The sequence below is a fragment of the Wolbachia endosymbiont of Aedes albopictus genome, from assembly GCF_024804185.1.
Lineage (GTDB): Bacteria > Pseudomonadota > Alphaproteobacteria > Rickettsiales > Anaplasmataceae > Wolbachia > Wolbachia pipientis_B.
The window spans coordinates 1,088,119-1,114,586 of sequence record NZ_CP101657.1 but is presented as its reverse complement, the minus strand read 5'-3'; the positions used below and the strand labels follow the sequence as shown (position 1 = coordinate 1,114,586).

Below are 26,468 nucleotides of genomic sequence, written 5' to 3'. Positions count from 1 at the left end.
AAAAATGTTTAATATAGGTCTTTCAGAAATTTTGGTCGTTGCTTTAGTGAGCATAATTGTTCTTGATAAAAATAAGGTGCCTGTATTTATTGATCTGATTAGGAATACATATAAGTATCTTATGATTATAAAATCAAAAGCTAGGAGGTTATTGAAAGACGCAGGAATTGAAGACTTATATAAAGAGTGTAATACTGAGAAAGTAAATTACATAGTTGGTAAAAATGGTAAGCTTTATCCTACTTACGATATAGATAATACATCCAAAGATAATGACAGCAAAGATCCTAGTAGTAGATGATGTACTATGTAATGTTAAGCTTTTAGAAGCTCGACTAAAAGCAGAGTACTATACGGTTATCGTGGCCTATGATGGCGAGGAAGCCATGGATTTAGTAGCAAAACAGCAGCCCGATATTATATTACTCGATATTATGATGCCAAAAATGAATGGCTTTGAAGTTTGTAAGGAGCTAAAGAATGATCCCTTGACAACCCATATTCCAATAATTATGGTAACTGCGCTGCATGACGCTCATGATAGAGTACAGGGCATTAATGCTGGTGCAGATGATTTTCTGACTAAACCAATAGACGAAACTGCTTTATCTGCAAGGATCAAGTCTCTCACGCGCTTAAAAATGATTATAGATGAATTGCGTTTAAGAGGAGAAACCAACGCTGAGATTGGTGGAGTAGCAGGAAACAGTATTATGGATTATTCTAATCAGATTTTTGATGCTAACATACTTGTTGTAGATGAAGATGTCTTTCAAGCAGAGCAGATATATAATGTACTAAAGCACCGCTTTAGGTCAATTAAAATACTGAGTGATCCAGTGGAGGCATTAAAAGTTGGTATTAAGAATAATTACGACCTGATCATTTCTGATATGCAGTTTTCAAAAACTGACGGCCTGCGTTTGTGTTCTGAGTTTCGTAGTAAAGTAGAAACACGCTATACACCAATTCTGATTCTTTCTGAGGATTATGATAAAAACAATTTAGTAAAAGCACTTGATGTAGGTGCTAATGATTATTTAACAGTACCTTTGGATGAGGGTGAGTTAATAGCAAGGGTTAATTCGCAAGTAAAACGAAAAAGATATCAAGATGCCTTGAGAATGAATTTATTTAATAATGCGGAAATGTCTATAAAGGACCCATTAACTAACTGTTATAATAGAAGATATTTTGATGCACACTTAAGAAACATTGTTAAGGACTCTGTGGAAAAGGATAGAAGGTTGTCTCTTATGATACTTGATATAGACTATTTTAAGATAGTGAATGACAGTTTTGGGCATAATGCTGGAGATGAACTTTTAAAGCAAGTACAGAAAAGAATTTCTGAAAATATCAGAGTGACAGATTTACTAGCTAGATTTGGTGGTGAGGAGTTTGTTGTTGTAATGCCAGATACCAATGTATCAGATGCGTATACTATTGCGGAGAGAATACGAAAAATTATTGCTAAAGAACCTTTTATACTTGCGGACAAAAATACAACCCATAACATAACTGTGAGCATTGGAATTGCAGAAATGCAAGGATCTGACCTTAACGATATTAAAAAATTTATAGTACGTGCTGACAAATATTTATATAAGGCAAAAAACAGTGGTAGAAATAGAGTGGTTACTGGCTATAGCTAAAGTGGCTTAAGTTTACCGACAACCGTCATTCCGCTACTCGTTAGCGGCTGAGATACCGCGCACAACTGTACGAACGTTGTAGTTTGGGCCACAAGTGGGGTGTCATCCCAGACCCCTTAGATAATGTGCCATCTTTTGATTTTGTCCATTCTGGACGGGGTTTTCAAGTTCTTTGATCTTAAATACCACATTTACTTCATCAAGATCAATGTTGACTTCTTTTACTAATGTCCTAATAAGACTACGTTTAGCTTGCCAATCTAGGTGTTCCAATTCCGATTTAACACTAGAATAAAAGCCCTTTATGCTATTTGTAATAAGATTCATTTTCTGCCGTAGTTCCTTTTGATCAATCACCTTTTTCTTCTCTCCTTCAATCTCTTTTAAACGTTCCTTCATTTTTTTCATTGCCTGCTTAAATTCTTCCTTGCTTATATATTTTTCCTCACTTGTATTCTCTTGAATATAATAATCATTTATAAGTTCTTTAATACTTTGTTTTAATTGACTCTCACGTCTTGCAAACCTTTCATCTAGTAATTCATTCTTATTTTCTGAAATCCTACGTTGGTACTCCTTTTTTATCATCTCTGGGTTTTTTAGTACACTTTTTACTTCCTCCCATATAGCTGTTTCTAGCATATCTGCACGAACCAATTTATTGTTACATTTCTTCTCACCATCAGTAATACATATGGTACCACCACAGCGATAATAGCTATGCGTTTTTTCTCCACTTCTATGGTGCACACTACTATACGCACTATCACAATTTTGACATGCAACTAGACTTTGTAGTAGGCTTGTCTCTTTCCCTCTCTGCATTCTTGCTCTTTTTCTATTTTCATCCAGTTGCTTTTGTACTTTATTAAATAGTCCTTCATCAACTATCTTTGGTACGGGTATATAAATCCAACTATCTTCATCTGTATTACGGACAGAAATTTTTACCCTTTGTTTACTTTTTCCTCTTCTTTCAACCTTTCTTGACTTGCCAAATGCTGCTTGTCCTTTATATGCAGGATTTCTTAGCATCCCTAGAATTGTTGCTGAACGCCAAATCTTGTATCCGTTCAGGGGTGTAGCTTAAGAGACAATAGATAGGAGATTTTGAAAAGGGTTGAGCTTCTTTTGCCTCCAGGTTAGGTACAATGAGATCACCCGTTCAAGAAACATGTTTCCTCGTACTGACTGTGTAAAATACGAATTCTTACGATAGACTACATAATGCCGTATCTGTCGCTCAACATGGTAATGGGATATTCCATGGGTCATCCAAAAATGTCCACATCATTGGCTCGGATTTTATAATACCCTTTACCGTTCGTGAAGCTCCTTTTGCTTCAAGTATATAAGATATTTTTATCATGCAGTACTGTTCGTAATTCTTTGGCTTAACTTTGAAATACTAATTTCATTTTCTGGCAAAGCATTTTTTAATGCAAACAATCCATTAGCTGCATCTTTTAAACAATGGCCAAGTCTCATTATTCCAACTATGAGATAACCTCTCGAAATTTCTCAATAAGTGAGCCCAACAAATTTGTCGTTTTTCATCACTGAAGTGGTTGTAAACTGCATATCTGTCAGTAATTACCAGGTTTTTGTAATCACAAAATGTACTATTCTTTAAAAATTTCATTCCTCTTGTATCTGCTAACTTTTGCTTTATTGTTGGCAAACATCCAGCACCAACCAAGTTTACCCTTAGTGTAATGGCTAGTTTCATCAATATGCAAAACTTTGCTTGCTCTCTCTACTCGTTCATATGCTTCTTTACACTTCGATGCAACCATTGCTTCACTATTGGATATACTGCCAATACTTATATTCAAGTTAAAAATATCCTTCATAATATTTGCTATTTCTCTCTTCGAGTTTTTATAAAACCCACTCAATGCCGTAATTACTGACTTAACTCTAGGGCCAAAGGTATCAGCCTTCTGGTAACTTGCTACTCCTTCTTTTTCCGCATTTACGACAGCGACCATGTTCTCTCAACTACGTAAGGCTTAATTTCTAACTTTTTGATAGACATATGGTTTTTCTGATATTGTGATCTTTTCACCACACTCGCATCTATTTGGTAACTCTACCTTCACCACCTCATCTGCTTCCATTTTAGCTCGGCAATTTCCTTTATGTCCAACTTGACCACCTATCTTCCTGCCGCACTTTGACTTATCTTCTGGTGTGTCTTTTTTTATTTTGTACAGCTCTTTTGAACTTGGTAAAGATGAATTCCTTGAGTTTACCTCTCTCTTAGTTCAGCATTCTCTATTTCTAAGAACCTGTACATGATCTCAAGAAAGGAATAAACTAAGAGATAATGTATATAAATTAGGATATATGAGGAGTTTATACCCAAGTGACATAGGTCGAGAAAAATTTGAGATTATCGTAGCAGATCTGGAGTCTTGTAGAAAAAAAACAAAACCAAGAAAACTTGATTTGTATGATGTATTTTGCGCAGTGTTATACGTCCTAAAAAGTGGTTGTCAATGGAGGATGCTGCCGAAAGAGTTTCCAAAGTGGCGAAGTTGTTACGACTACTTTAAAAAATGGAGTGAAAAACCGAGCATAGGTGAAGAAAGTATTTTGGAATGTGTTTTAAAAAAAATTAGTTGCGAAGAAACAATGGTCGGAAAGAGAAAACCAGTTTCTGTATAATTGATGCTCAAAGCGTTAAAAACGCAGATACTGCTGAAAGAAAAGGCTATGATGCAGGTAAAAAAATTTCAGGCATAAAGCGCCATATTGCTGTAGATACACAAGGTTTACCGCATGCAATTTATGTAACGACTGCAGAAGCAACTAGTGCTGTGAAAATGGTTAAAAATGCTAAACTCTGAAGTTAAAAACATACTGGTTGATGCCGGTTACACAGGAGAAAGTTTTGCTACACAGATAAAAGCAACTATTGGTGCAACTGTTGAAGTAATAAAGCGAAGCGAATTACATACCTTTGCTGTATTGCCAAAAAGGTGGGTTGTCGAGAGATCTTTTGCTTGGTTGGAAAAATGTAGGCGATTGTGGAAAAATTGTGAGCGAAAATTCAATACCAGCTTGCAAATTTGCTTTCACTGCTTTGCTTCTGAAAAGATTATGAACAGGCTCTAAGAAAGATTTTATTATAGCAGATTTATGCTGGATTTTACTTTGAAAAGCCAGACCACAGTGTGGCCTTTCGAACTGTCTTTAAAGACTATTAGCGACTTTGAACTCCCCTGCATCCAGCTTAAACTCACCTTCTCCTCTGGCAAAAGAACCAGTTTTGATATCAAGCCATTTATCCTCTTTTGAGTTTGTAGCCATACCTTTTACTATTTTTCTTTCGTTTAATAGTTCCTGTGCTAAACGTTCAAGTCTGTGCCTACTAACACCATGAAATGCAGCTGGTAATCTATGCCGTTGTTGAAACACTCCTGGTCCACCTGTGTGAGTAAATGGATGGCCTTCTTGGGCTGAAAGTTTAATGTAGTGAATAAGTATATTTTTTAACTCTTCATTGGAGAACTTAATAGCATTAATTTGTTCAGATATATCTTCTAGCAAGCCTGTTGGTGAACGCAAATAAGTTCTTACACTTCTGTCTGCTGCCCCATTGGACTTAACTATTGCTCCCTGATAAATTGTACTATGAGTTCTTTCAAGCTTTAGTGTATTATATTACAGGCGCTAAGAAGGTACCTAGAAATCGCTTAAAACGTAATTACAGGCTTTTTGCTTACCAATGAAATATAAAACACAAAATATAAATCTTTGTCTCCATTATACATGATGAAATTGGAAACGTAAATTTTGATCTTTGTCTCTATTTTGAACTATTGAGCGGTAGTTATCTGGTTCTTTACATTAAATAACTCAGCTATATTATAGTGCATTTTTTATATTAACTAAATCTCTTAATTGATCGTTGTTAAATTCTGTAATCCAACTCTCGCCACTACTTATAGTTAGGCTTGCTAATTCCTTCTTGCTTTGAATCATCTCATCAATACGCTCTTCAAATGTACCTGTTGAAAGTAGCCTGTACACCATGACATTACGTTCTTGCCCGATACGATAGGCCCGATCTGTTGCTTGTGCTTCCACTGCTGGGTTCCACCATAAGTCATAATGTATTACATGATTTGCTGCTGTTAAATTAAGTCCTGTTCCTCCAGCTTTTAAAGACACTATAAGAATATTTGATTGGAATGAATTTTGAAAATCATCAACCATTGTATCACGCACTTTTCGAGAAAGTCCTCCATGTAAAAATGGCACTTTTGATTCAAACCTTTCTTCAAGTAGCCTAGCTATAATCTTACCCATTTCAGTGTATTGAGTAAATATCAATGATTTTTCTGCAACTTCACCAATACTAATCAATATTTCCTCAAGCATCTGCATTTTACCGGATTGTTCAATACTCGCACGCTTTTTCTTGCCAAACTGTGATGGATGGTTACAAATTTGCTTTAAAGCATTGATAAGTTTAAAGATTAGTCCCTTACGTTCAATCCCTTCACTTTTTTCTATCTTCTCCATAGTTGTATCAACAACCTTTTGATAAAGAGCTGTTTGTTCTGAAGTGAGGGAACAATAACGATTATTCTCAATTTTATCTGGTAAATCCTGAATAATGCTTTCATCACTCTTAAGCCTACGTAACATAAAAGGGCTAGTGATTTTCATAAACCTTTCTAGACAAGTTCTATCTCTTGCTTTTTCAATTGGTGTTGCAAAATAGGTCTTAAACTGCTTAGGGGTACCAAGATAAGATTTATTGATAAAATCAAAAATGCTCCAATACTCAAGTAACCTATTCTCAACAGGAGTACCGCTCATTGCTATTCTATGCGTTGCCTCAATAGCTTTAATTGCCTTGGTTTGTTCGGTATTAGGATTTTTTATATTTTGTGCTTCATCAATCACGAGCAAAAACCAGCGAATTTTATTAAGTTCTTTTTTATCACGACGTGCAAGACCATAGGATGTTAGAGCTACATCATAATCACTTGCCAATTCTCGATTTTGTCCGTGATAGATGAAAAGCTTTAATTCTGGTGCAAAACGTTCCATCTCTCGTTGCCAATTACTTAATATGCTTGTTGGAGCTACTACCAAGACTCTACCTTGATCTAAAAACCCTGCATTTTTACAGTATAGAATGGCTGCAATAACCTGTATAGTCTTACCAAGACCCATATCATCAGCAATTATGCTACCAAACCCTGTTTCTATGTTCTGTATAAGCCAACTAAATCCGCGTTCTTGATATGGGCGTAGTTGTGCTATTAGATTATTTGGTGTAGTAACAGGTGTGTAAGTATTAAGTTTATTAAATAAGCTTGTAAGCTGCTGGTCAAATGCTACTTTAGTTTCATTTACTTCTCCTGTTAGAGCAGCTTGCATAAGCTCTGCTTGACTTAAATAATCAGGCAATTTATCAAGTTTTTTTAATAAAGCTTCTACCTCCTTATCATCCAAAAGCACATACTGATCGACTATTCGCACAAGCCCTCGGGAATCTTTTAGCAATTTTTTAAATTCTGTAACGCTTAATTTTTTATCTCCTATTGCTACTTTCCAATCAAATTTCAATAAATTTTCCAGCGTTAAAAAACTTTCGCGATCTTCTTTTATTTTATCCTTGGCAGATAAACTAAGACTTAATTGTGGTTTGAAGATTTTTTGTAAAGATTTCGGCAAAATAACTTTGATACCTATTGCTCTTAGTACAGGCAAGATATGTAAAAATAATGGTGCAAAATTATCTAAATTAAATGATAATGTGCTATTATCGTCAATCGACTTTTCTAGTTCAGGTATATATTCAGACAAAAGTGCAAGATCAGATAAAATACTAAGCTTTACGTTTTGATTAGAAAGTGCTTTTTCCAGCTTTATGAATGACTTCTCATCATCCAGTGATAACTGGACCTCAAGTTCAAATTTTTCATGGTGATCTTTTATCATTAGATAGAATTTGTAAGGCTTATCTGCTAAATAAAGGCGTGACAACCAGAGATTAATCGCTTGTGGTATTTCTTTGTTGTCAAATTTAGTAAACTTATATGAATTTCCAGTAAAGAATAATTCAAAGATGTCCTTATCTCCATACTTATCCAGAGATGCAGGAAAGTTATCTTCTATATACCCTAAAAGGATGAAAGAGATAGCAACATTTACTTGTTCCTCTGGTTCCATAGCGATTTCTTGATATTTGATCAATAGAGTTTGCTTGGCAAAATTAACGCTTAGTGCTATACTCTAGTAATTTTTATGAGGTAAAAATGGTTAGGAGTTTATTGGGCAGGCTTACGTCATCAGAAGAAGATGCTACAAAAGAAAATAAAGTTAAAAGTAGGAAAAATTCTGGGGACTCGGGTATTGAAGTCGAAGATTCATTTGTTGTAATTCCTGAAAGTTTAACTTTTACTAAAATAATAGATATTCTAAATAATGCAATAGAGCGTAATAATTATGGAGAATGAGATAGAATCGTACAACATTGAAGGTTATGAAGGCCAATCTGTTACACTAGATAATGAAAGCTTCAGAGATTTTTGTTTAAAGCAACTTGGTTTAGACTTACAAAACAGAGGCGATCACCAGCATATATATTCAAATATACTGTTACAATATAGTTTTGATCAAGTAAATAGTTATCCAGCAAAAGAGCTGGTACTTTCAGCAATTGCAGCTAATAACAAACTTGCAGAAAAATACCAGGACATACTTTTTGCTGAAGGAAATTTGAGTCTTTTACCTCTACTTATTGGCAGTCAAAAATATATTGCAGCTTTTATAGAGAGATTTCCTGACCTTTATATTGAACTAAAAAATCAGGTTGTACAACTTGTTGAACCTAATAAGATTGGCTTTTTCTCAGTTATAGCACTAAGACAAGAGCGAGAATTACTAAGTACAGTTCTTATTGAGTACGTCTTAAAAATCTTGAACAAGTGTTGCAAACAAGTAGCTTTAACCCTTTATATGGCATGCTTGAAACAGCATCTCTCGCTAAAAATAAAGACTTTATGAAGATAGTACTGGATTCACTTGAAAGATATATTGATGATCAGGCTAAAAAAGATCTATTAAAAAAGTGTATTGTTACTTTTTTAGAAACTGCAATAAGTCAGGAGCATGTTTCAATTGTTGAGTACTTGTGCAGAGAACGTATTGAAAAGAAAGGTTCAATAATTCAAGAAATCTATAAAGAAGCATTTGCAGATGAGAAAATTATTGAACAAATTAAAAACCAGGTTCTAAAAAATATTGATAGTGCAGGTAATGGACGTAAGGAAAAAAAACAAAAAATTTATGACCTAGTTTTGCAAGCCGCCTCATGTACTGGCAGTACAGATTTTATAATAAAAGTACTAGATTTAATTAAAAATGATCCCAAATTTTTAGGCGATACAGATAGGCGGACCTTCTTGCAAAATAGTCTAGTTACTATTTTAGATAATGTTATACGTGAAAAACATTCCTCAATTATTCAAAATGTGTATACAAATTTTATATTGAAACTCGCTGAAAATTCAGGAGTGGAGTTTTTAACCATTCAACAAAAATATAAAAACGCTTGTCATACTTCTATAAATGTAGATAACAGTGTCGCCAGTCAGCTTAATGAAAAGGAACCTAATGGAGGTGATTCAAATCTAGAACAAGATGAATTTGAAATAACTGATATTCAAGAAGAGCAAAGGCCAGGTGCTTTAGGACTAAACAAAACTGAAATTGCAGGATTTAGCCAAGAGAAGTTATTAGAGATGACCAATTTTATTAAGGTAGGCTATTATGTTGGTAATTATAATCTTAATAATAAAAAGTTTTCTGAGTTAGAGGAAAGATCTTATAGAGTTCCAGCTAAACTTAAGGAAGAAGGTTATAAAATAATTCAATTCTATAATATGCGTGATAATGAACAACCATATCGACATGCTGGTTATGTTTTTATAAAAGATAAGGGAATAACTATAGTTTACCGCGGTAGTCGTAATTGGTTTGACTACATGAAAGATGCTGAAATGATTTTGACTAGTTCAGGTGAGCTTTTGCCTGAAGGTGGAAAAATCCATTCAGGTTTTTACTCTTTATTTAAAGATTCTTGGGGTAGTGTTTATGAGATATTAAAAGGACATGCTAATGATCAAAAGTTAGAAATTAAAGATTTTAAAATTAACCTTACAGGTCATAGTATGGGAGGTGCTATTGCCACCATAGCTGCTCTATGTTTAAGTGTAAGAGAGGGTACAGAAGATTTGCATGTTGCAACTTTTGCTTCCCCAAGGGTTTTAGATTCTGCTGCTGCTGAGGTTTATGAAGAGCGCCTTGGAAAGAAAACTATTAGAGTAGTTAATCAATCAGATTTCATACCTTCATTACCACTTGGTTCTATGGGTTATAAACACGTGGGTGAACAATTAAGAATAAGTAGTAGTTCTTCACTTTATGCTCATTCATTGGACATGTATCGCAATCTCATTGCAAATCTTGAACCTGACCAATTTAAGTATGATAATAGTGTATCTATATACTATTATCTTTCTTACCTTGTTACAGTATTGTATAATGTGTCCACTGTACCAAGTTACCTCATTCCAAATACCCATTCAAATGGTGATGAGCAATATTTTAAACAAGTAAAGAACAAACATAAAGATGCTTCACTTTCTGAAATGATAAAATATTCTGGATCTAGTAATGAAGAGAAAGTAGTAATTTATGAGGATTCTGAATCTGGTGAAGACGGGTTTATAACCTTTGTGATGCCATCTTTACATAGACATGGAAGAAGTAAAGGGTTAAAAATTAACCCTCCTTATATTGCTTTTTTTGTTAACAATAATTATCTCAGTGGAAAGGAAGAACTTTCTGCACAAACTCCTCCAGTTACATTAGACTTCTTTCAAAATTAGAAGAAGGAGTGTAAGATCAAGTATTTGAAAGCATGAAATATAAGGAAATAGAAAAGTTAGAAGGAGAAAAGTTTCGACGTTTAACAGGGGTAAAAAAAGCAACATTTGAGCGAATGGTAGAAATTATGGATGAGAAAGAAAAAAAGCTAGAAGTGGAAGAAAAAGCAAACTTTGCGTAGAAGACAGGCTACTGATGGCACTAGAATATATAACCGCACATATTTTCATATTGGACAAAGTTATGGCATGAGTGAAAGTAATTGTTTTAAAATAATAAGATGGGTAGAAGACACATTAATAAAATATCCAGATTTTGCATTACCAGGAAAAAAAGAACTATTAAAGAGTGATGTAGAATATGAAGTTTTAGTAATAGACGGAACTGAGACGCCAGTAGAGAGGCCAAAAAAAAGCAAAAGCCCTTCTACTCTGGAAAGAAAAAAAGGCATACTATAAAAACACAAATAGTAACAGAGAAGAAAAGTCATATGCACATCTTTCTCGAATGGCAGAAAACACGATTTTCGGATGTTTAGAGAATCAAAAGTAGCAGCAAACTAAAATCTTAGCTGATGCTGGCTACAGGGGAATGCAGAAGATACACAAAAATGTTGTATTATCGCACAGGAAAAAGAAAAAGAATCCGTTAAGCAAAGAACAAAAAAAAGAGAACAGGACACTTATGAGCCACAGGGCAATACTTGAAAACGTAATTGGCTTATTGAAAAGGTTTAAAATCATTTCCGATAGATATAGAAAGCGACGAAAACGTTTTGGTTTAAGATTTAATTTGATTGCTGCTATCCACAATTTTGAGCTCCTTACATGAATTTTGAAAGAAGTCTAATCAATTTTCCTGGATCCCAGTGTCTGGGCACTGGGATGACACCCTACTTAACCGTCATACCGCGATTCATTCGCGGTATCTCAAAGCATAGATCCCGCTAACACGTAGCAACTGTTCTCCCTTGGTCATACTGCCGCGGTATCTCTAGATCCCGCTAACAAGCAGCGGAATGACGATTGTCGATAAATCTAAGTTACTTTAGCAACAGTTATTCTCCACCAAATTACTCCGAATTTTAGTTGTATTATTTGCGGATTTCACTGCTGAAATCTCAAATTTTGAGCTTGTGTTCAGAAATAATTCGATTGACCTGCCAAAAAAATCGTATCTCCACCCCTTGAATAGTTTATCTATCTGCCCAGATATTGACCCGGTTAACTCATCTTTTGAAGAAACTAATTTCTTTGATATATTACTTTCTTTACATTTACTATCTAAAATAATTGAGAGTATATCGAATACAGATTTGTCATAATTATTCGGTAAGATGCTGTTTTGCTGCATCCAATTTTTTTCATTTTCATTAAAAATATTCACAAACTCTAGTAAATCTGCATCTTTTATATTTTTTGCATTCCTCTTGAGATCATCTAAAATCTCATCAACATGCTCTACATTTTTTTCAATAAAACCAGCTATGACAGCATTATTAATTACTTTATTACGATTCATATTATAGCGCTGTGCTAAGGTCTCTTGCCATTCACTAACTGCTTTAACAGTTAATACCAATCTTGGATTTGCTTCATAATTAAATTTAATTCTCTTCCATGCATCTTTTGGACTATGTAAATACTTATTTATATTAACTATTGATTCCATCTCTTCTTGAAACCAACACGTCCTATTATTTTCTTCAAGTTTATTGCACAATATTTGGTATAAGTCATATAGGTGTACCACGTCGTTTATTGCATAGTCTAACTGATCCTTGGACAACGGACGCCTTAACCAATCTGAATTTTTAGCTTTAATTTTATCCAGCACTACTCCTTGATATTGCTCTACCACTTTTGAGTAACCAATAAAGTCATGATAATAATGACAAAACATAGCGGCAACTTGGGTATCAAAAATGGGAGTGGGAATACATTTAAACACAGTGAGTAAGGATTCTATGTCCTGCCGGCAGCTATGAAACACTTTGGTTATCCCATGATTTAGCATTATTTTCTTAATGAATGATAAATCAATTTCTGGCACTAATGCGTCTACAATAAAACTCTTCTCTCCGTAAGAAATTTGAATTAACGATAATTTTGGGTAGTAAGTTAAATTATTTCTAATGAACTCCGTGTCAACTGCTATAAATTTCGGCTTTTTTGCTATTAATTCTTCACACGTATCTTCCAGCTCTGATGTTGTACTAATTAGCATATATTTTTCACTTGGCGGTTCTACTTTTTCTGGGTAAGGTCAGAGTATCCACTTTAACCTCTCTAAATTTGCTTACAACCTCTTAACTTGACGCATAGGACTCCCTACTTGGATGTAGTGCGAAAGCCTCTTACAACTTACTTTTAATTAGTCTAACCCATGCGTGCCAATCCCTCTCACCAAAATTGCTTTCAAAAGATAGGAGATCCTTTACAGCTTTTGAGCAAATTTCTTCACTTGGAATTGATAACTCCCTATTCATTGCTAACGTTAAACATTGAGTTTTGCACGCTCGTTCTAAATGATACGTGTAAAACATTGCTTCTTGTATAGTCCGACCACACGTTATAGATCCATGATTGCGCATTAACATAACAAAATTTTCTTTCAGATCAGCTATTAACCTCTTTCCTTCTGTATTGCTAAGTGCTAGGGAATTATAATTATGGTAAGAGATTTTATTGTAAAAGTGCAGTGCCCATTGACTTATTGGAAGTAGTCCATCTTTTAGAGAAGAAACTGCTACAATAGAAGGTGTATGCAGGTGAAAAATTGCTTGAATGTCTTTCCTTGCTTGATAAACAAAACCATGAATTATATAGCCAGTTTTATTATATTGATATTCTGTACCCTCAATCACACTTCCATCTAGTGATACTCTCATCAATGAATTTTCATTCACTTCGTCAAAGCGTATACCAAATGGGTAAATATAAAACGACTTTTGATCTTCAGAACGTACCGAGAGGTGAGTATATGTATGATCATCCAGTTTAAGGTAAGACAAAATCTGATAGGCATAGACTAGATCCCTTTTTACTCTGCTCTTTGTTAACAACACAATCCTCTGTTAGAATCTTCTGAAGATTTATACACGAAAAAAGGCTTGTAGTAAACTAATAAGTCTATGCCACTCTGTCTTGCTTTCTGAATACCAAACACTTTTGTGTTGTAGCTTGCTTAAAAATATTTATCGTTATTATAGAATTTATATATAGAATTTATGTTTCTAAATTACATAACATCCTAACTAAAAAAATAATTTTCTATATAATATTTCATATGTTTTAAAGCTTTATTTTTATGTTATCATAAATGTAAGTTTCAAGATTGAAAATAATATGGTAAATATTAACACAAAAAAACAGCCAGCAGGATTCTTCATATATCTCTCTGGTCTTCCAGGAAGTGGTAAACTTTCCACAGCAATAGAATTATCCTATATGATAGACGCATTAATTGTAAATAGTAAGTTCTATAACAATGTTCAAGTTTGCTCTATATACAATGGTGTCTTTGAACGTGATCAAATACCTAAAGAAGTTCAAGATAGAATATATGGCATTATGCAAATTATGCTTCAGGTAATAGAAAATTATCCGATTCACTCAAAAAATTACATATTTATTGATGAGTTGATGGAAAATAATGACCAGAACATGAGGATGTATGATTCAACAGTAAGACTTAGTAAAAAAATGAACACAGAAATCCTTCCTGTGGTACTTAGGTGTGATCTACCGACATTACAAAAGCGTATTGCATTAAAAAGGCAAAGAAAAAATAGGAAGGTGGATAATGTAAATAGCATGATAGAGCAATTTAGGATTAACAATTTATTTATACCACCGAATGCCATAGAGATAGAAAATTCAGATATAAGTATAAAAGAAGTAGCTCAAGAGATAGTAAACCAGATGCATAAGCTTAGCCAAATTAGCATGTACGCGAAAGAATAGTCTATAATGATTGCATATACTGAAGCTCATTTAAATATAGAGCCTCAACTTCATTTAATTTTTGCTTGTTCTTCAGTCTATAATGAACTAATAGTCCTGCATGGCTAGCATTTAAATTGCAATCCATATGTGTACTGCTTGTAGCGTGACACTTGGATCCAGGTTCACGTGCTGCAGTTGGACCAGATAGCGGCAATAAATTGAAATCAAATAACTGCGTATAAAACCCTTGAGCATTTTTGATTATAGCTCTGATATTTTTTTTGCTACTCGTACAAAGCAAAGATATTGTGTAAGCTTGAACTTCCAGCGCACTAACTCCGTATAATGGCTTATTTGTAGCAAGATTTATACCTTGTGCTGCTGATATACCAACTCTAATTCCAGTGAAACTTCCCGGGCCAACTACTACCGCTAAATGATCTATTTTATCGTAATTATAATTGTGCTTATCAAACAAAGTATTCAGAATTTGAAAAAATGATTCTACATGATTGTTGCTGGTGGAATTGCGCTCTACAAAACAATTACCATCATAATCAACTATTGCTATTGAACTACCAGTACCTACAGTATCAATCGCTAAAATAGACATTACTTAAGCTTATCATAGAGTTTTGTAAACATCATAGTAAAGGCACCATTACCCATAACATTTGCTGAAGTGATTATTGGATCAAACACTATATACAAGGCTGTGATTAACGAAAGCATTTCTGGAGAAAATTTGAGGTATTTCTCAAGAATAGGTAGCATTACCATAATTCCTCCTGCCGGCACTGCAACGATAGCAAACTTAAATAACAAAAAATAGAGAAGAAAAGTTACATAGTCCGTTGTGGACAATAAATAACCAGAAGTGATTACCATTGATAATATTATAACAAAAAAGCAATCACCTACTAAATGAAAGCTAGCAGTTATTGGTACAACAGACGATGCTATGTCAGGTTGCTTTACATTTTTTTTGCTTCCTTCAAGAGTAAGAGGCATAGTTGCATTACTAGACATTGTGCTCATTGCAGTAATAAATGCCGGTATCATATTGCCTATACTAGCTATCCAGCTTGTGATCTTGAATGAATTTGCTGCTCCATATAAGAGGAAAACATAAAGGTAGGTTGCAGATGCTATAATAATGAAAATTATTGAGTAATCCTTAAATATTATAGATAAAACTTGATCATGCTGCATTTTTAAAGCAAGCCCAAGTACAAATATTGGAATAATCGGCGTCAAAAACGTCTTCAAAATAAAGAGAGTTAAATCTAACATTTTGTTCGAAAGCTCTTCGCTTTTCTTAGGTAGCAGTATAGACACTACTATGCTGGACACAAATCCACAAGCAAGAGCATGAAAGTTAGAAAGGAGTAGCGGAAGCCTAAATGACCATAAAGGAACAATTGTTTCTTCATACGTTATATCTTGTATTGAATAAGTGTTTTGCATGATAAAATGCCCAACAGAATAAGCTATTAAACTTGAAGCCAGATTCGATAAGAAGATCATTATAATAAGTAACAATATGAACTTTATAGCTGACTGCTTAAGATTGTTAACACTGCTAAAGATTAACGCAAAAATAATAAAAGGCATTATAAATAGCAAAACCTCTTTTATACTCAGGCTCGTTGAGTACAAGAAGGTTTTTGCTTCCATTGGAACTAAATGACCAAAGAATGCAACTGAAGTGATGACCGTGAGTAAGATTAATAGTTGTAGCACGTTCTTATATACCAATGTCCTGTGGACATATATATGGTAAGTTAGTTGTTAAGTAAAGCAAAACTGTCTAAACTGCTGTGGAACACTATGAAAAACCAGCTGCTTTTGCTACTCTAGTGCATACTGCACGGATATTGTCTATCAGATCCCAGTGCCTTGACTACTTCGATCCAGGAAAATTGATTATGCACTATACAACATTCTCGATCAAAAAACTGATTCCAGTGTCAGCTACTTGCACGACAAGGAAGAGTGAAATTAGCACTCACCTATTATTCGTGTCGTTTTCAGTAAAAGCCTCCTCCCATGTGCCTTGAGTTGCTGCACGACTATACTCTGTTACTCTATTTTCAAAGAAATTCGTATGTTCAACGCCATTTAGTATTTCATCGAGCCATGGAATAGGATTATCATTGACATCATATATAGACTCAAGACCTAATTGCATTAACCGTCTGTTTGCTATGTAGCGTATGTAATTGCGCACTTCTTCTGCGGATAGTCCTTCAACATCTCCTAAATCAAAGGCAAGCTTTATGAACTCGTCCTCAAGCTCAACAATAGTGCGGCATGCAGAATATAATTCCTCTTTAAACTCGTTGTCCCAAATTTCATTATTCTCTTTAATAAATGTATTAAATAACATAATAATTGAATTGGTGTGCAAAGTTTCATCACGAGCTGACCAGGAGATTATCTGCCCCATGCCTTTCATTTTTCCAAAGCGTTGGAAATTGAGCAAAATTGCAAACGATGCGAATAACTGCAACCCCTCGGTAAATGCACCAAACACTGCTAGAGTTTTAGCTACATGTTTTTTATCGTGTTTTTTGCTTTCCTCAAATTCTAGCATGTATTCATATTTCTTTCTCATAGCATCATACTTTAAAAATGCTTGATACTCGCTTTCTGGCATGCCAATTGTGTCTAAAAGATAAGAATAAGCTGCAATGTGTATGGTTTCCATATTGGAAAAACTTGCAAGCATCATGCATATTTCTGTTGGCTTAAATATATTTGAATAATGCCTCATGTAGCAGTTATTTACTTCAATGTCCGCTTGAGTAAAGAATCTAAAAATCTGAGTTAGTAGATTTTTCTCTACGTTTGAAAGTTTAGTTTTCCAATCCTTCACGTCATCAGCAAGCGGAACTTCCTCAGGTATCCAATGAATTCTTTGTTGCTGCAGCCACGCATCATACGCCCAAGGGTAATTAAAAGGTTTGTATATTGGATCTGCTTCTAACAATGACATAAGACACCTATTATTTTCTAAAGTAAATATTATATTAAATGATATTGAGAATCAGTCAATTTAACTTTTTGAAATTTGACGGCAGGTAATTTATTAGTGTATTATAGCTTCAAGTAATTTATCAACAGAAATGCAAGTATTAATATCTTTTATTTTATTATTTACAGTGAGCTGCACACACACTATTCACAACCACGGAGCTCCTGGCATTAGTGTTGAATTGTGGAGCAAGATAGAGGCAGGTGACGATAAAGAAAAAGTGGTTCACACTTTAGGATCACCAACATTAGTATCAAAGTTCGATGACAATGTCTGGTACTATGTCTCATATAAAATTAAACAAGCTAACTTCTTAGGAAAAAGGAAGTATAGCAGTAAGTCTCTGCAAATTTCATTCGATCAGAATGGTAAAGTTGCAGATACAAAAGAAACTGACATCTCAGAGAGATCTTTGGCTGTTCTTGATTGAAAATCTGCTCAGATCTTCCTACGTCATACCGCCGCGGCGCTAACAAGCAGTGGAATGACGGCTTATTAAATTATAGAATTACTTTAGCTATAGAATAAAGTCTAGTGTTACTTCACGCCAAATGTGGTGGTGCTGAGTAGGCAAGCCAGTCAATGGGCTGCATTTATATACTGCACGCATTGCGTTATCTGCTATCGACCTGAAAAGTGGATTATTTCGATAGGAATCACTGTCTGCTACATCGGCCATAATTATCTCGCCTTGACTGGATAATAATAAGTTAATTTTTATATTAAAATTTTCTTTGTAAGCTATGCTTTCAGGAATGCTCCAGCATTTTGTAAGTTTGTCTCTTATAGAGTTAATAATTTCTGTTACAACTAATTCATCCTTTTTATTCTCAACGCTTTTTTCGTTTCCTATTTCATTTTTTGCCTCTCTAACATCCTTTCTTAGTTTCTTCCCTACACTTTTTTTTCTTTTTGGAACTGGAATGAATTCTTTACCCTCGTTAATAATGACTTCTTCTTGCATTTCGATAATTTGCCTCGGTTGTGCTACAACAGTGTGCTCAACTGTTTCTTTTTTCCTTTGTGGTATAGGAACAACTGACGTATCATTCGTTTGGGCTTTTGTTGAAGGTAACGAAAAAAGCAGAAAACAACATAAAGATAAAAAAAGAATGTAATTAGAATAGAAAAAACGCATATGTTAAGCAGCTTGTTTTACTGGTTTAAAGCTAATATTGCACATAAAGTCAACATATTTTAGTTGATGGACGAGTTTGAAGTAAATAAGGAATCCCCTCAAAGTTGCAGGCAAGAGAAAGATTGTCTTCTCGACAGACAAAGGAATTGCATAATGGATTAAAAGAAACCGTATGACAAAAATTATAGGAAAAGAATATACAGAATTTTTAGAGCAGTTGAAAGAACATATCGCTACTAGTCGTTATAAAGCAGCGCTTGCAGTAAATAAGTAAGCTTATTTTGCTTTACCACCATATTGGTACAGAGATCCTAAAACACTCAACAGACCAGCCATCTATAGGATTAATTTTATGTAAATCAAAAAATAATGTATTGGCCGAATATACACTGCGAGACATGACAAAGCCAATAGGTCTTGCAGAATACCGAATAACTGAAAATCTACCAGAGAACATAAAAACAGCTTTACCGACAATAGAAGAATTAGAAGCTGAATTATCCAAAATTTCAGATGAGGAAAAGTAATGTTACTAAAATCATTCAAACAATTATTTAGCAAACCAAAAGCTCAGTATGAAATGCATCAGGCTCAGGAAGAAGAGTGGCAGCCAATAACTTACTCTCTCATAGCCTTGAAACTTTGGAAGCAAACAGTAACAGAGTAAGTGATTTTTATGGATTACAAGCTCTAGGTGTACTATCCTATAATATCATACGGTCAATATACTCTAAATGAGATGGAAAGATGAAGGCATCATTATAGCTGCTAAAAAATACGGCGATAAAAACTTAATTCTTTCTCTGTTTACAAAAAATCATGGAAAGCGCAGGGGATTAATTAAGCTAACAAACAATAGCAATTATAAGTTTCAGATAAGTAATCTATTACATGCAGAATGGAGTGCTAAGTTACCCGAAAATCTAGGTTTTTTAAAGTGCGAATTAATCGAATCTCCATTCCATCATTTCTTTCAAGATAGGTTAAAAAGCATTACTATTGTCTCTTTCTCCTCTATTTTAGAAAAAGTGCTTCCAGAAAGTGAACCCTGCGCCGTGCTGTATGACAATTTTCGATATTTCATCGATGTAATTAAACACAACAATCAGTCTTGGCAAAGCCATTATCTCAACTTAGAGCTTCTGCTTCTTACGCAATTGGGATTCAAGTTAGACTTATCCAAATGTGCTGTAACAAGTGTTAAGGAAAACTTACAATTTATTTCTCCAAAAACTGGTAGAGCAGTGTCAAAAAAAGCAGGAGATTATTATGCAGATAAACTCCTACCTTTTCCACAAATGTTGCATGATGTATACAATAATAACCTACAAAACAGCTACTCATTCCAAGAATTTCAGTTAGGACTGAAAGTAACAGGATATTTTTTAAATAAGTATCTATTTTTGCAGTTAAACATGAAATTTCCAGAGCTGAGAAACCTCATGTTGTTGCTTTAACCTTAGTTATCATTTTTTTGAAATCATTTCAGAAATCTATAGCTAACCCAAGCAACACGTCATACCGCCCATAGCTGTACGAACATTCATTTTTGAAGACAGCAAATGGTGTCATTCCAGTCTGGAATCCAGAAATTTTGCTTATAACTGAGCTGATGAGCTAAAGGTAGTTGTCTTACGCTAAAACAAACGTTTTTAATTAAGTTGCATAGAACCAGTGTCTGGGCACTAGTAAAGGGTCACTTAAACTTTTTAGCTGATGCAGTTTTTAGTGGTGATGTTGATAGCATTACAAAATGGGTAAAGGAAAGTTTGATAAGCGAAAATTCAAGTGTTGAACCAATAAGTAAGAACTCCTTTTTTGATGCAGAAAAATCATTAATTAGAGGGTATATTGCTGGAAATAAATTTGAAAAGATTAAAGCACTTCTTAGTGCAGTTGATAATGATGAGTTTAAGAATGAACCTAGTTATCGAAAATTAAAATTAAATCAATGTAAAGTGCTTGCAGATGCAATAAAAATGGCTGAAGGATTTTTAAAAGAGCAGGAAAGTGATGCTATGCATAAAGATCTTAGTGCCTTATTACAGGCTAAGCAAGGTGAATTAAAAAATCTTGATCTTGAAGAAAGGGAAAAGAATTTTAGGGATAAATCATTATCTACTTCAATAAACGAAGCTCTTAGCATAGTACAGGTTAGTTCTCCAGGCAGTTCTAAGAGTAAGTAGTTCTGTAAATATATGTGCTGGCTACACTATATGCAATAAGTCTTGTAAGTTATTCTTACTTTTTATTAAAGTGTATTAGACAGAACTTAATCTGACAATAAAGAATCAACTGACAGAAGAATTGAGGAAGTCAAAACTAATATCAGTCTCTTGTTTAATGCTACTAATATTTTTCTGAAAAGCAATATGCTTGCTATCAAGAAAAGTCTGCATAGGCGTTTTACCATAGCAATATTTACCTGAGTGAGGTCTGGTCTCATTGTAAGAACTTAACCAATGATCAACGTCTATCTGTAGATCTTCCAAAGAACTGTAGATTTTCTTTCTGAAGATGATATTGTAACACTCATCTTGCATAGTCTTATGAAATCTCTCGCATATGCCATTAGTTTGTGGAGAGTTGGCCTTGGTTCTAGAATGATCAACATTTTCAACTCCTAAATACAGCTGATAAGCGTGATTTTCTGGTTTGCCACAGTATTCCGTACCCCTATCAGTCAAAATGCGCAATAATGGCACGTTTTGTCCATCAAAGAAAGGTATGACTTTATCATTAAGAAGATCTGCAGCAGTAATTGCAGTTTTATCTGTATAAAGCTTTACCATAGCAACTCTTGAATATGTATCAATAAAAGTTTGCTGATAGATCCGTCCTATACCCTTCTACATAATAAGTGTCTTGAGAACCCAAATAACCAGGATGCTCTGTTTCAATTTCACCATGCGCTTCCCTTTGTTCTTTAGTTTTTTCTAAAGCTGCAAGTTGCTCTTCTGTTAGAATTATTCCATCTTGCATGACTTTTGCTTCAAGTGCCTTAAGCCTTTTTTTGAAAGTTTCAAGATCATTTCTTAGCCATACAGATCTCACTTATATGTTGAGAATAAGTCTTTATAAGCATTGTAAAGTGGTAATATAAGGACATGCAGAGAAGAGGAACCGTAGGTCTTCTTGGTCATAAGGACCGCGGTGGAGCAAGGTTCTCTCCTCTGTTTATTATCTGAAAGTTCCGAACAACTGATTGAGCTTTTAGGCTCGCATATAAGACTGGAAAATGCAGTATATGTTATTATTACGGAGGAATTATGAATTCATCAAACATTATTGCTGGCATTGACGTTAGCAAAAGCAAATTAGATATCCACATTCACCCATTTGGACATTATAAAACGTTTGAAAACAGTGTACAAGCCATCAATAAAACACTAGACTTTTTACGTTTGCATAATGTAACCAAAGTTGGTCTTGAGGCAACTGGTGGATACGAAAAATTATGTGCCTATACTTTACTAAGCAATGGTTTTGAGGTGTACGTTATTCAACCAAGGTGGGTAAGAGACTATGCTAAAAGCCTTGGTATTACTACAAAAACTGATAAAATAGACTGCAGTATCATTTCACGTTATATCAATAACACAGATATGCGTGTTACTCCTTTAACAGCTGATAATGGTAATATTGATTGCTTGAAACAAAAATTATCTCGTAGAAACCAACTTGTAGAAATAGCAAAAATACAAAAAACCCAAATCCAACAGGTAGCTGATACATCTATAATCAAACAAATAGAGGAGCTTCTTGCAATTTTACGTAATCAAATTAAAACTTTAGAAGATGAGATGATTACATTTATCGATCAAAATCAAGAGCTTAAAAGAAAATACATATCAATAACTAGTATACCAGGCGTAAGCAAAATCACAGCCATTACTTTGATTTGCTATTTGCCCAAACTTGGAACCCTTCAAGAAAAGCAAATATCTAGCCTTGCAGGACTTGCACCTTTTAATCGAGACAGTGGTTTCAGTAAAGGAAAGAGATGTATTCAGGGCGGTAGATCACAAGTTAGGACGGTTTTACATATGTGTATTCTCAGTGCACAGAAAGTTAATTCTTATATCAAACCTTTCTTTACTAGATTATATAATCAATATAAAAAGCCATATAAGATTGCTTCCACTGCTGCTATGAGAAAATTGCTTATCCTTGCTAACTCTTTGATCAGAGATGATAGAGTATTTACTGAGGAATATAGACCTTAGTTTATTTCTATCTAAGCTAAATTTTAGCAGTATCTGTGGATAAGTTCTCTAATTGCATAAAAGTCAACAATAATTTTTTGTATCATGAAAAATATTTTTTGATGTAAAATTCAGCTCTAATACAACCTTTTATTTATTATCTTATTCAATCAAAAGAGGTTTTATTGGCAATAAAAACATCAACACTAATTTCCAATTAATCTCTTTTAAACTATGTAGCCAATGAATATGTGGATAAATACGTCCACACAAACTTAAAGTATTTATCCACATATTCATTAAACTTATAAAAACTAAGGTATCATTCTTTCCCTCTATAGTCTTAATATAAGTTAAAAGTAGCATGCTTCCATTGTTCTCTCCGCGGTCTAATATGGCTAATTTATATTGTAGCCAAGCCGCACTATACTTGTTAGGCGGAAGTGGACGGCAACATGTACGCCACGAAGTCTATGCTTCAACTTATCCTCTTGCTTATCCCTTCCATCGGCATTGCTATCTTTACTTTCAGTAAAATTATTGTTTTATACTTCTTTAGTGTTTATTGATAGCAAAACTCTTTTCTATCGATTAGCATCTTGTGCATAATCACGGCTAATTTTCTTGCTACTGCAACAATTGCTTTTTTCATGCCCTTTTTCTTTTTAAGCTTCAATCCCCAGCTTCTTAATTTAAATATCCTTTTACATTTTACCAGTAAGACCTGCGCGGCTTCATATAACATATTCCTACAGTCCACTGGTCCCATTTTTGATATACTTCCGTGTCGATCAATCTCACCAGAAGCGTACTGTCTTGGACTTAATCCCATATAGGCTCCAACTGTATAAGATGTTTCAAACCTATGCAGATCATCTATTGCAGCTTTATATGTCATTGCTACTATAATACCAACTCCTGGAACAGTAGTTAATAATTTACAATCCTCATCTTTTTTGCTTTGTTCTGAGAGCATTTTATCAAGTTTTCTTGTTGATTCTTCTATTATTTCTAAACTATGTACTAATGATTCAATTGAGGTTTGGCTAATTTCATCTAGATTATTAACCATTTCTTGCACTTTTAAAGCAAAGTTTGCAGAACTAAGACGTTGATTAACTTTTATCCCGTATATTTTCAGTAATCCCCTTATTGTTCCCGCAATTTGCTCTCTGCAACGTATTAATTGTCTTCTGCTTCCAAGTATTATTTTAACCTGACAAGCTTCGTCTGATTTTACTAATACCTTCTTAAATAGCCCAACTCTCATCATTTGTGCTATGCCTCTTGCATCATTTTTATCATTCTTATTGATTCTCGCAGATAATGCTGCTGCCATATGCCTTGCATCTACACAAGTTACTGGTAATCCAAGATTCCTCAACTCTTTGCACATCGATATTGATAATTGCCCGCTTTCTATTCCTATGGACTCGTATTTTTTGTTTTGACCAAGCAGAAACTCAGCTATTGCACTGCTTTCACTTGCAACAACCCCTTCTTTAACAATTTTTCCTTTCTCATCAATGATACTAATAAAAGTTTCTTTGAGTGAGACATCTAACCCGCTATAATGTTTCATGACCTACTGTAAAAGTTTAAATTATTCTTGAAGAACTAATTCATTGAATTTGTTACTTCGTGCTAAAATAATGGAGTATGTCTCTCCATCGTTCAATAGCAATTACAGTATGTACGCCTACACAAACTTAAAGCACAGTTACACTGATTTATGGAAGATATAAGCCTAAATTAAGTTTTTTGTTATTTTTTATTCTTTTTAGCCAAATAATTTGTTGACAGTAAAGACAGTATCTTTTTTGTGGTTTTGGAAGGAGTAAATAATCGAACCTTCCGTAACGCTAATTCGCAGTATGTTTCTTGTCAATTACTTTTGTTGATCAAACTATTGATTTCTTTGTCAAGATGTGCTATAATTAAATATGGTGTTTTGGGTAGGGTATGGTTGTATCTAATAAAAAATGGAAAGAAATATTCAATGCTGCGGTGAGGTCTAGTCGTAACTCAACTGGAAGCGATATACTTGAACAAATAAAGGCTAATTTAAGAAAGAAAGATGAAGGTGTTTATCAAGAGTGGGCGCAGAAGGGATTTGATATGGACCACATGTTCACGTGGGAGGATGCTCCTCTTTGTACTACGCTGCTTTGTATTGCTGTTAGAGGTGACCATAAAGATATAGTAAAAACTCTATTGGACAAAGGGGCTAGTGTTAATGCAAAAGATAGTCTTGAAATGGCTCCTTTACATTGGGCTGTTATAGATGCCCGTGGAGATATGGTAAGAATTCTATTGGGCAAAGGGGCTGATGTTGACGAGGAAGGTAGTCTTGGAAGAACTCCTTTACATTTTGCTGCTGAAAAGGGCCATGAAGGTATGGTAAGAATTCTATTGGATAAAGGGGCTAGTGTTGATGAGAAAGATGATCGTGGAAGGACTCCTTTACATTTTGCTGCTGGAGATGGCCATGAAAATATAGTAAAAGCTCTATTGGACAAAGGGGCTAGTGTTGATGAGAAAGATGATCGTGGAAGGACTCCTTTACAGTGCGCTGTTGCAGTGAGCAATGAGCGGGCATCAAGGTTTTTATATTGGACTTTTGCAAACGGCCATGAGCGGACATCAAAGTCTTTAATAGAAAATGAAATTAAGTTAAGGGGTTTGGAGGTAGAAAAGCCAGAATGTCTACAAAACCCTAATACTGATCTAAGAACAGGGATGTCAAAATATTGGGATGAATGTCTAGAGGAAATAGAGAAGATGCAAGAAAAAAAGATTGAAAATATCACACTTTATGATATTCTTGTAAGCAAGGGTGCTGATAAATTAGTATCTTATATACGAAGCAGAGATGTAAGTGATGAATTAGAAAAAGTTAACTATAAAAATGAATTTCCTATATATGGTAATGGTTTGGAACGTCAATACAAAATAGGAAAGCAGAGGCTGGACGCTTTCGGTGTGGGCGAGATGGGTATTAAATATTTTGGTGGTTTTACGAAGAATGAAATGGGTCAATCCAGTTTGAAAATCGCTGAGTATTTAAGTAATGAGGACATAGAAAATTTGGAAAAAGCAAGAATCCAAGCTATAAATGAAAGTAATCATAAACCTGGAGAGTCTAGTAAAAAAGCACCCAGGTCTTTCAAAACCAATGTAGATGTAGAGCATGCAGCGAAAAAACAAGAGAGCGCAAGTCGTTGCATAGTGAGTTAAGAAAGTAATGGGGGCAATTCAAGCAGCAGGCTCAAGAGTATGCGCTATAAACCGTAAGACCAAGTTGAGAGGAGGTAGAGGTTAAGTCAGAGGTTTTTCTAAACTTATGGTTTTTCAAATAGCTTTTTAAGATCCTGAAGTTGAGTGAAGAGAGGCAACTTTCTCCACTTAGATAATGTTATTGCCGCTAGTTATTTGAGGTTTATGCATCAAGCTTGACTTGTTTTGCTACTGGTTAATTTATAAAGGTAAATTAGGTGGATGATAAAGAAAAAGTATACCTATTTAAAGTCTCTCTGAACAAGAAAATCTATCGTGAAATGGCATTCCTTT

Annotated in this window: 23 protein-coding genes and 5 pseudogenes; 16 read left to right on the top strand and 12 right to left on the bottom strand. The window is 34.4% G+C overall.

What is annotated here, in order from left to right:
• Nucleotides 1-4 precede the first annotated feature (4 nt).
• Nucleotides 5-301, top strand: coding sequence for a Sec-independent protein translocase subunit TatB (tatB, locus tag NHG98_RS05855; protein ID WP_096616901.1), 297 nt, complete (start codon nucleotides 5-7; stop codon nucleotides 299-301).
• Nucleotides 273-1,655, top strand: a complete 1,383-nt coding sequence (locus tag NHG98_RS05850; protein WP_096616899.1) for a PleD family two-component system response regulator — start codon at nucleotides 273-275, stop codon at nucleotides 1,653-1,655. Before tatB ends, NHG98_RS05850 begins: the two co-directional genes overlap by 29 nt.
• 102 nt (nucleotides 1,656-1,757) lie before the next feature.
• Here the strand turns inward: NHG98_RS05850 and NHG98_RS05845 are convergent, their stop codons facing one another.
• Together NHG98_RS05845 and tnpC are read right to left on the bottom strand one after the other, a co-directional pair.
• Nucleotides 1,758-2,690, bottom strand: a complete 933-nt coding sequence (locus NHG98_RS05845; protein ID WP_096616898.1) for a recombinase zinc beta ribbon domain-containing protein — start codon at nucleotides 2,688-2,690, stop codon at nucleotides 1,758-1,760.
• 51 nt (nucleotides 2,691-2,741) lie between these two features.
• Nucleotides 2,742-3,942 (bottom strand): annotated as a pseudogene (gene tnpC / locus NHG98_RS05840) (IS66 family transposase); the annotation flags it as partial.
• A gap of 62 nt (nucleotides 3,943-4,004) precedes the next feature.
• On the opposite strand from tnpC, the pseudogene NHG98_RS05835 reads away from it, so the two are divergent.
• Nucleotides 4,005-4,764 (top strand): annotated as a pseudogene (locus NHG98_RS05835) (IS5 family transposase).
• Nucleotides 4,765-4,853: 89 nt separating this feature from the next.
• Here NHG98_RS05835 and NHG98_RS05830 read toward each other — a convergent pair.
• On the bottom strand, nucleotides 4,854-5,228 hold the full coding sequence (locus tag NHG98_RS05830) for a hypothetical protein (RefSeq protein WP_259245385.1): 375 nt from the start codon (nucleotides 5,226-5,228) through the stop codon (nucleotides 4,854-4,856).
• A gap of 300 nt (nucleotides 5,229-5,528) precedes the next feature.
• Complete coding sequence (locus NHG98_RS05825) at nucleotides 5,529-7,850, bottom strand: DEAD/DEAH box helicase (RefSeq protein ID WP_259245384.1); 2,322 nt, start codon at nucleotides 7,848-7,850, stop codon at nucleotides 5,529-5,531.
• A gap of 86 nt (nucleotides 7,851-7,936) precedes the next feature.
• Between NHG98_RS05825 and NHG98_RS05820 the strand changes: the two genes are divergently transcribed.
• From NHG98_RS05820 to NHG98_RS05800, 5 genes and pseudogenes are all read left to right on the top strand, one after another.
• On the top strand, nucleotides 7,937-8,137 hold the full coding sequence (locus NHG98_RS05820; protein ID WP_096617692.1) for a hypothetical protein: 201 nt from the start codon (nucleotides 7,937-7,939) through the stop codon (nucleotides 8,135-8,137).
• Nucleotides 8,127-8,687: a hypothetical protein gene (locus tag NHG98_RS05815; RefSeq protein ID WP_096617690.1), complete on the top strand. Its 561-nt coding sequence runs from the start codon at nucleotides 8,127-8,129 to the stop codon at nucleotides 8,685-8,687. The genes NHG98_RS05820 and NHG98_RS05815 overlap by 11 nt, the downstream gene beginning before the upstream one ends.
• Nucleotides 8,684-10,573 carry a lipase family protein gene (locus tag NHG98_RS05810; protein ID WP_259245383.1) on the top strand — a complete coding sequence of 630 codons (1,890 nt, stop codon included), beginning with the start codon at nucleotides 8,684-8,686 and terminating at the stop codon, nucleotides 10,571-10,573. Before NHG98_RS05815 ends, NHG98_RS05810 begins: the two co-directional genes overlap by 4 nt.
• Nucleotides 10,574-10,605: 32 nt before the next feature.
• A pseudogene (locus tag NHG98_RS05805) lies at nucleotides 10,606-11,402 on the top strand (IS5 family transposase).
• Nucleotides 11,399-11,521 carry a hypothetical protein gene (locus NHG98_RS05800; RefSeq protein WP_259245382.1) on the top strand — a complete coding sequence of 41 codons (123 nt, stop codon included), beginning with the start codon at nucleotides 11,399-11,401 and terminating at the stop codon, nucleotides 11,519-11,521. Before NHG98_RS05805 ends, NHG98_RS05800 begins: the two are co-directional and overlap by 4 nt.
• Before the next feature lie 97 nt (nucleotides 11,522-11,618).
• Here NHG98_RS05800 and NHG98_RS05795 read toward each other — a convergent pair whose 3' ends face one another.
• Both NHG98_RS05795 and NHG98_RS05790 read right to left on the bottom strand, forming a co-directional pair.
• Nucleotides 11,619-12,797: a ribonuclease D gene (locus NHG98_RS05795; protein WP_096616531.1), complete on the bottom strand. Its 1,179-nt coding sequence runs from the start codon at nucleotides 12,795-12,797 to the stop codon at nucleotides 11,619-11,621.
• A gap of 130 nt (nucleotides 12,798-12,927) precedes the next feature.
• A complete protein-coding gene (locus NHG98_RS05790; RefSeq protein WP_096616529.1) occupies nucleotides 12,928-13,638 on the bottom strand; it encodes a class II aldolase/adducin family protein in 711 nt (236 codons plus the stop codon).
• A gap of 280 nt (nucleotides 13,639-13,918) precedes the next feature.
• On the opposite strand from NHG98_RS05790, the gene NHG98_RS05785 reads away from it, so the two are divergent.
• Nucleotides 13,919-14,536, top strand: a complete 618-nt coding sequence (locus NHG98_RS05785) for an AAA family ATPase (protein WP_259245381.1) — start codon at nucleotides 13,919-13,921, stop codon at nucleotides 14,534-14,536.
• A 1-nt stretch (nucleotide 14,537) separates the two neighbouring features.
• On the opposite strand, the gene tsaB is transcribed toward NHG98_RS05785, so the two are convergent.
• The 3 genes from tsaB to NHG98_RS05770 all read right to left on the bottom strand — a co-directional run bounded on the left by tsaB (nucleotide 14,538) and on the right by NHG98_RS05770 (nucleotide 17,516).
• Complete coding sequence (gene tsaB / locus NHG98_RS05780; RefSeq protein WP_096616526.1) at nucleotides 14,538-15,131, bottom strand: tRNA (adenosine(37)-N6)-threonylcarbamoyltransferase complex dimerization subunit type 1 TsaB; 594 nt, start codon at nucleotides 15,129-15,131, stop codon at nucleotides 14,538-14,540.
• Nucleotides 15,131-16,261 carry a cation:dicarboxylate symporter family transporter gene (locus NHG98_RS05775; RefSeq protein ID WP_096616524.1) on the bottom strand — a complete coding sequence of 377 codons (1,131 nt, stop codon included), beginning with the start codon at nucleotides 16,259-16,261 and terminating at the stop codon, nucleotides 15,131-15,133. Before NHG98_RS05775 ends, tsaB begins: the two co-directional genes overlap by 1 nt.
• Nucleotides 16,262-16,526: 265 nt before the next feature.
• Nucleotides 16,527-17,516, bottom strand: a complete 990-nt coding sequence (locus NHG98_RS05770; protein ID WP_096616522.1) for a ribonucleotide-diphosphate reductase subunit beta — start codon at nucleotides 17,514-17,516, stop codon at nucleotides 16,527-16,529.
• A 130-nt stretch (nucleotides 17,517-17,646) separates the two neighbouring features.
• Here NHG98_RS05770 and NHG98_RS05765 point away from each other — a divergent pair, with 130 nt between their 5' ends.
• Entirely contained in the window at nucleotides 17,647-17,985 is a 339-nt protein-coding gene (locus tag NHG98_RS05765) for an outer membrane protein assembly factor BamE (RefSeq protein WP_096616519.1), read from the top strand.
• Between the two features lie 87 nt (nucleotides 17,986-18,072).
• Here NHG98_RS05765 and NHG98_RS05760 read toward each other — a convergent pair whose 3' ends face one another.
• A complete protein-coding gene (locus tag NHG98_RS05760; RefSeq protein ID WP_096616517.1) occupies nucleotides 18,073-18,693 on the bottom strand; it encodes a hypothetical protein in 621 nt (206 codons plus the stop codon).
• Between the two features lie 305 nt (nucleotides 18,694-18,998).
• Between NHG98_RS05760 and NHG98_RS05755 the strand changes: the two are divergent.
• From NHG98_RS05755 to NHG98_RS05740, 4 genes and pseudogenes are all read left to right on the top strand, one after another.
• Nucleotides 18,999-19,220: pseudogene (locus NHG98_RS05755) on the top strand (PDDEXK nuclease domain-containing protein); the annotation flags it as partial.
• Nucleotides 19,220-19,360: a hypothetical protein gene (locus NHG98_RS05750; RefSeq protein ID WP_007548500.1), complete on the top strand. Its 141-nt coding sequence runs from the start codon at nucleotides 19,220-19,222 to the stop codon at nucleotides 19,358-19,360. The pseudogene NHG98_RS05755 and the gene NHG98_RS05750, both read left to right, overlap by 1 nt.
• A 67-nt stretch (nucleotides 19,361-19,427) precedes the next feature.
• Complete coding sequence (recO, locus tag NHG98_RS05745; protein ID WP_096616515.1) at nucleotides 19,428-20,150, top strand: DNA repair protein RecO; 723 nt, start codon at nucleotides 19,428-19,430, stop codon at nucleotides 20,148-20,150.
• Between the two features lie 204 nt (nucleotides 20,151-20,354).
• Entirely contained in the window at nucleotides 20,355-20,879 is a 525-nt protein-coding gene (locus tag NHG98_RS05740; RefSeq protein WP_096616512.1) for a hypothetical protein, read from the top strand.
• Nucleotides 20,880-20,984: 105 nt separating this feature from the next.
• On the opposite strand, the pseudogene NHG98_RS05735 reads toward NHG98_RS05740, so the two are convergent.
• Nucleotides 20,985-21,747 (bottom strand): annotated as a pseudogene (locus NHG98_RS05735) (integrase core domain-containing protein); the annotation flags it as partial.
• Nucleotides 21,748-21,962: 215 nt separating this feature from the next.
• On the opposite strand from NHG98_RS05735, the gene NHG98_RS05730 reads away from it, so the two are divergent.
• Nucleotides 21,963-22,919: an IS110 family RNA-guided transposase gene (locus NHG98_RS05730; protein ID WP_096616601.1), complete on the top strand. Its 957-nt coding sequence runs from the start codon at nucleotides 21,963-21,965 to the stop codon at nucleotides 22,917-22,919.
• A 541-nt stretch (nucleotides 22,920-23,460) separates the two neighbouring features.
• Here NHG98_RS05730 and NHG98_RS05725 read toward each other — a convergent pair.
• On the bottom strand, nucleotides 23,461-24,480 hold the full coding sequence (locus NHG98_RS05725) for an IS110 family RNA-guided transposase (protein ID WP_096616603.1): 1,020 nt from the start codon (nucleotides 24,478-24,480) through the stop codon (nucleotides 23,461-23,463).
• Nucleotides 24,481-24,860: 380 nt separating this feature from the next.
• On the opposite strand from NHG98_RS05725, the gene NHG98_RS05720 reads away from it, so the two are divergent.
• The gene (locus NHG98_RS05720; protein ID WP_096616605.1) at nucleotides 24,861-26,135 is read left to right on the top strand and encodes an ankyrin repeat domain-containing protein; all 1,275 of its coding nucleotides are present in this window, start codon (nucleotides 24,861-24,863) and stop codon (nucleotides 26,133-26,135) included.
• The last annotated feature ends 333 nt before the right edge of the window (nucleotides 26,136-26,468 follow it).

Excerpts from the sequence above, each read along its gene's own strand:
- tsaB (WP_096616526.1), bottom strand. The coding sequence starts at position 15,131 with ATGTCTATTTTAGCGATTGATACTGTAGGTACTGGTAGTTCAATAGCA.
- NHG98_RS05795 (WP_096616531.1), bottom strand. The coding sequence starts at position 12,797 with ATGCTAATTAGTACAACATCAGAGCTGGAAGATACGTGTGAAGAATTA.
- NHG98_RS05815 (WP_096617690.1), top strand. The coding sequence starts at position 8,127 with ATGGAGAATGAGATAGAATCGTACAACATTGAAGGTTATGAAGGCCAA.
- NHG98_RS05725 (WP_096616603.1), bottom strand. The coding sequence starts at position 24,480 with ATGAAACATTATAGCGGGTTAGATGTCTCACTCAAAGAAACTTTTATT.
- NHG98_RS05730 (WP_096616601.1), top strand. The coding sequence starts at position 21,963 with ATGAATTCATCAAACATTATTGCTGGCATTGACGTTAGCAAAAGCAAA.
- NHG98_RS05760 (WP_096616517.1), bottom strand. The coding sequence starts at position 18,693 with ATGCGTTTTTTCTATTCTAATTACATTCTTTTTTTATCTTTATGTTGT.
- NHG98_RS05765 (WP_096616519.1), top strand. The coding sequence starts at position 17,647 with ATGCAAGTATTAATATCTTTTATTTTATTATTTACAGTGAGCTGCACA.
- recO (WP_096616515.1), top strand. The coding sequence starts at position 19,428 with ATGAGATGGAAAGATGAAGGCATCATTATAGCTGCTAAAAAATACGGC.
- NHG98_RS05850 (WP_096616899.1), top strand. The coding sequence starts at position 273 with ATGACAGCAAAGATCCTAGTAGTAGATGATGTACTATGTAATGTTAAG.
- NHG98_RS05800 (WP_259245382.1), top strand. The coding sequence starts at position 11,399 with ATGAATTTTGAAAGAAGTCTAATCAATTTTCCTGGATCCCAGTGTCTG.
- NHG98_RS05750 (WP_007548500.1), top strand. The coding sequence starts at position 19,220 with ATGTTACTAAAATCATTCAAACAATTATTTAGCAAACCAAAAGCTCAG.
- NHG98_RS05845 (WP_096616898.1), bottom strand. The coding sequence starts at position 2,690 with ATGCTAAGAAATCCTGCATATAAAGGACAAGCAGCATTTGGCAAGTCA.
- NHG98_RS05720 (WP_096616605.1), top strand. The coding sequence starts at position 24,861 with ATGGTTGTATCTAATAAAAAATGGAAAGAAATATTCAATGCTGCGGTG.
- NHG98_RS05825 (WP_259245384.1), bottom strand. The coding sequence starts at position 7,850 with ATGGAACCAGAGGAACAAGTAAATGTTGCTATCTCTTTCATCCTTTTA.
- NHG98_RS05810 (WP_259245383.1), top strand. The coding sequence starts at position 8,684 with ATGAAGATAGTACTGGATTCACTTGAAAGATATATTGATGATCAGGCT.
- NHG98_RS05820 (WP_096617692.1), top strand. The coding sequence starts at position 7,937 with ATGGTTAGGAGTTTATTGGGCAGGCTTACGTCATCAGAAGAAGATGCT.
- NHG98_RS05770 (WP_096616522.1), bottom strand. The coding sequence starts at position 17,516 with ATGTCATTGTTAGAAGCAGATCCAATATACAAACCTTTTAATTACCCT.
- NHG98_RS05785 (WP_259245381.1), top strand. The coding sequence starts at position 13,919 with ATGGTAAATATTAACACAAAAAAACAGCCAGCAGGATTCTTCATATAT.
- tatB (WP_096616901.1), top strand. The coding sequence starts at position 5 with ATGTTTAATATAGGTCTTTCAGAAATTTTGGTCGTTGCTTTAGTGAGC.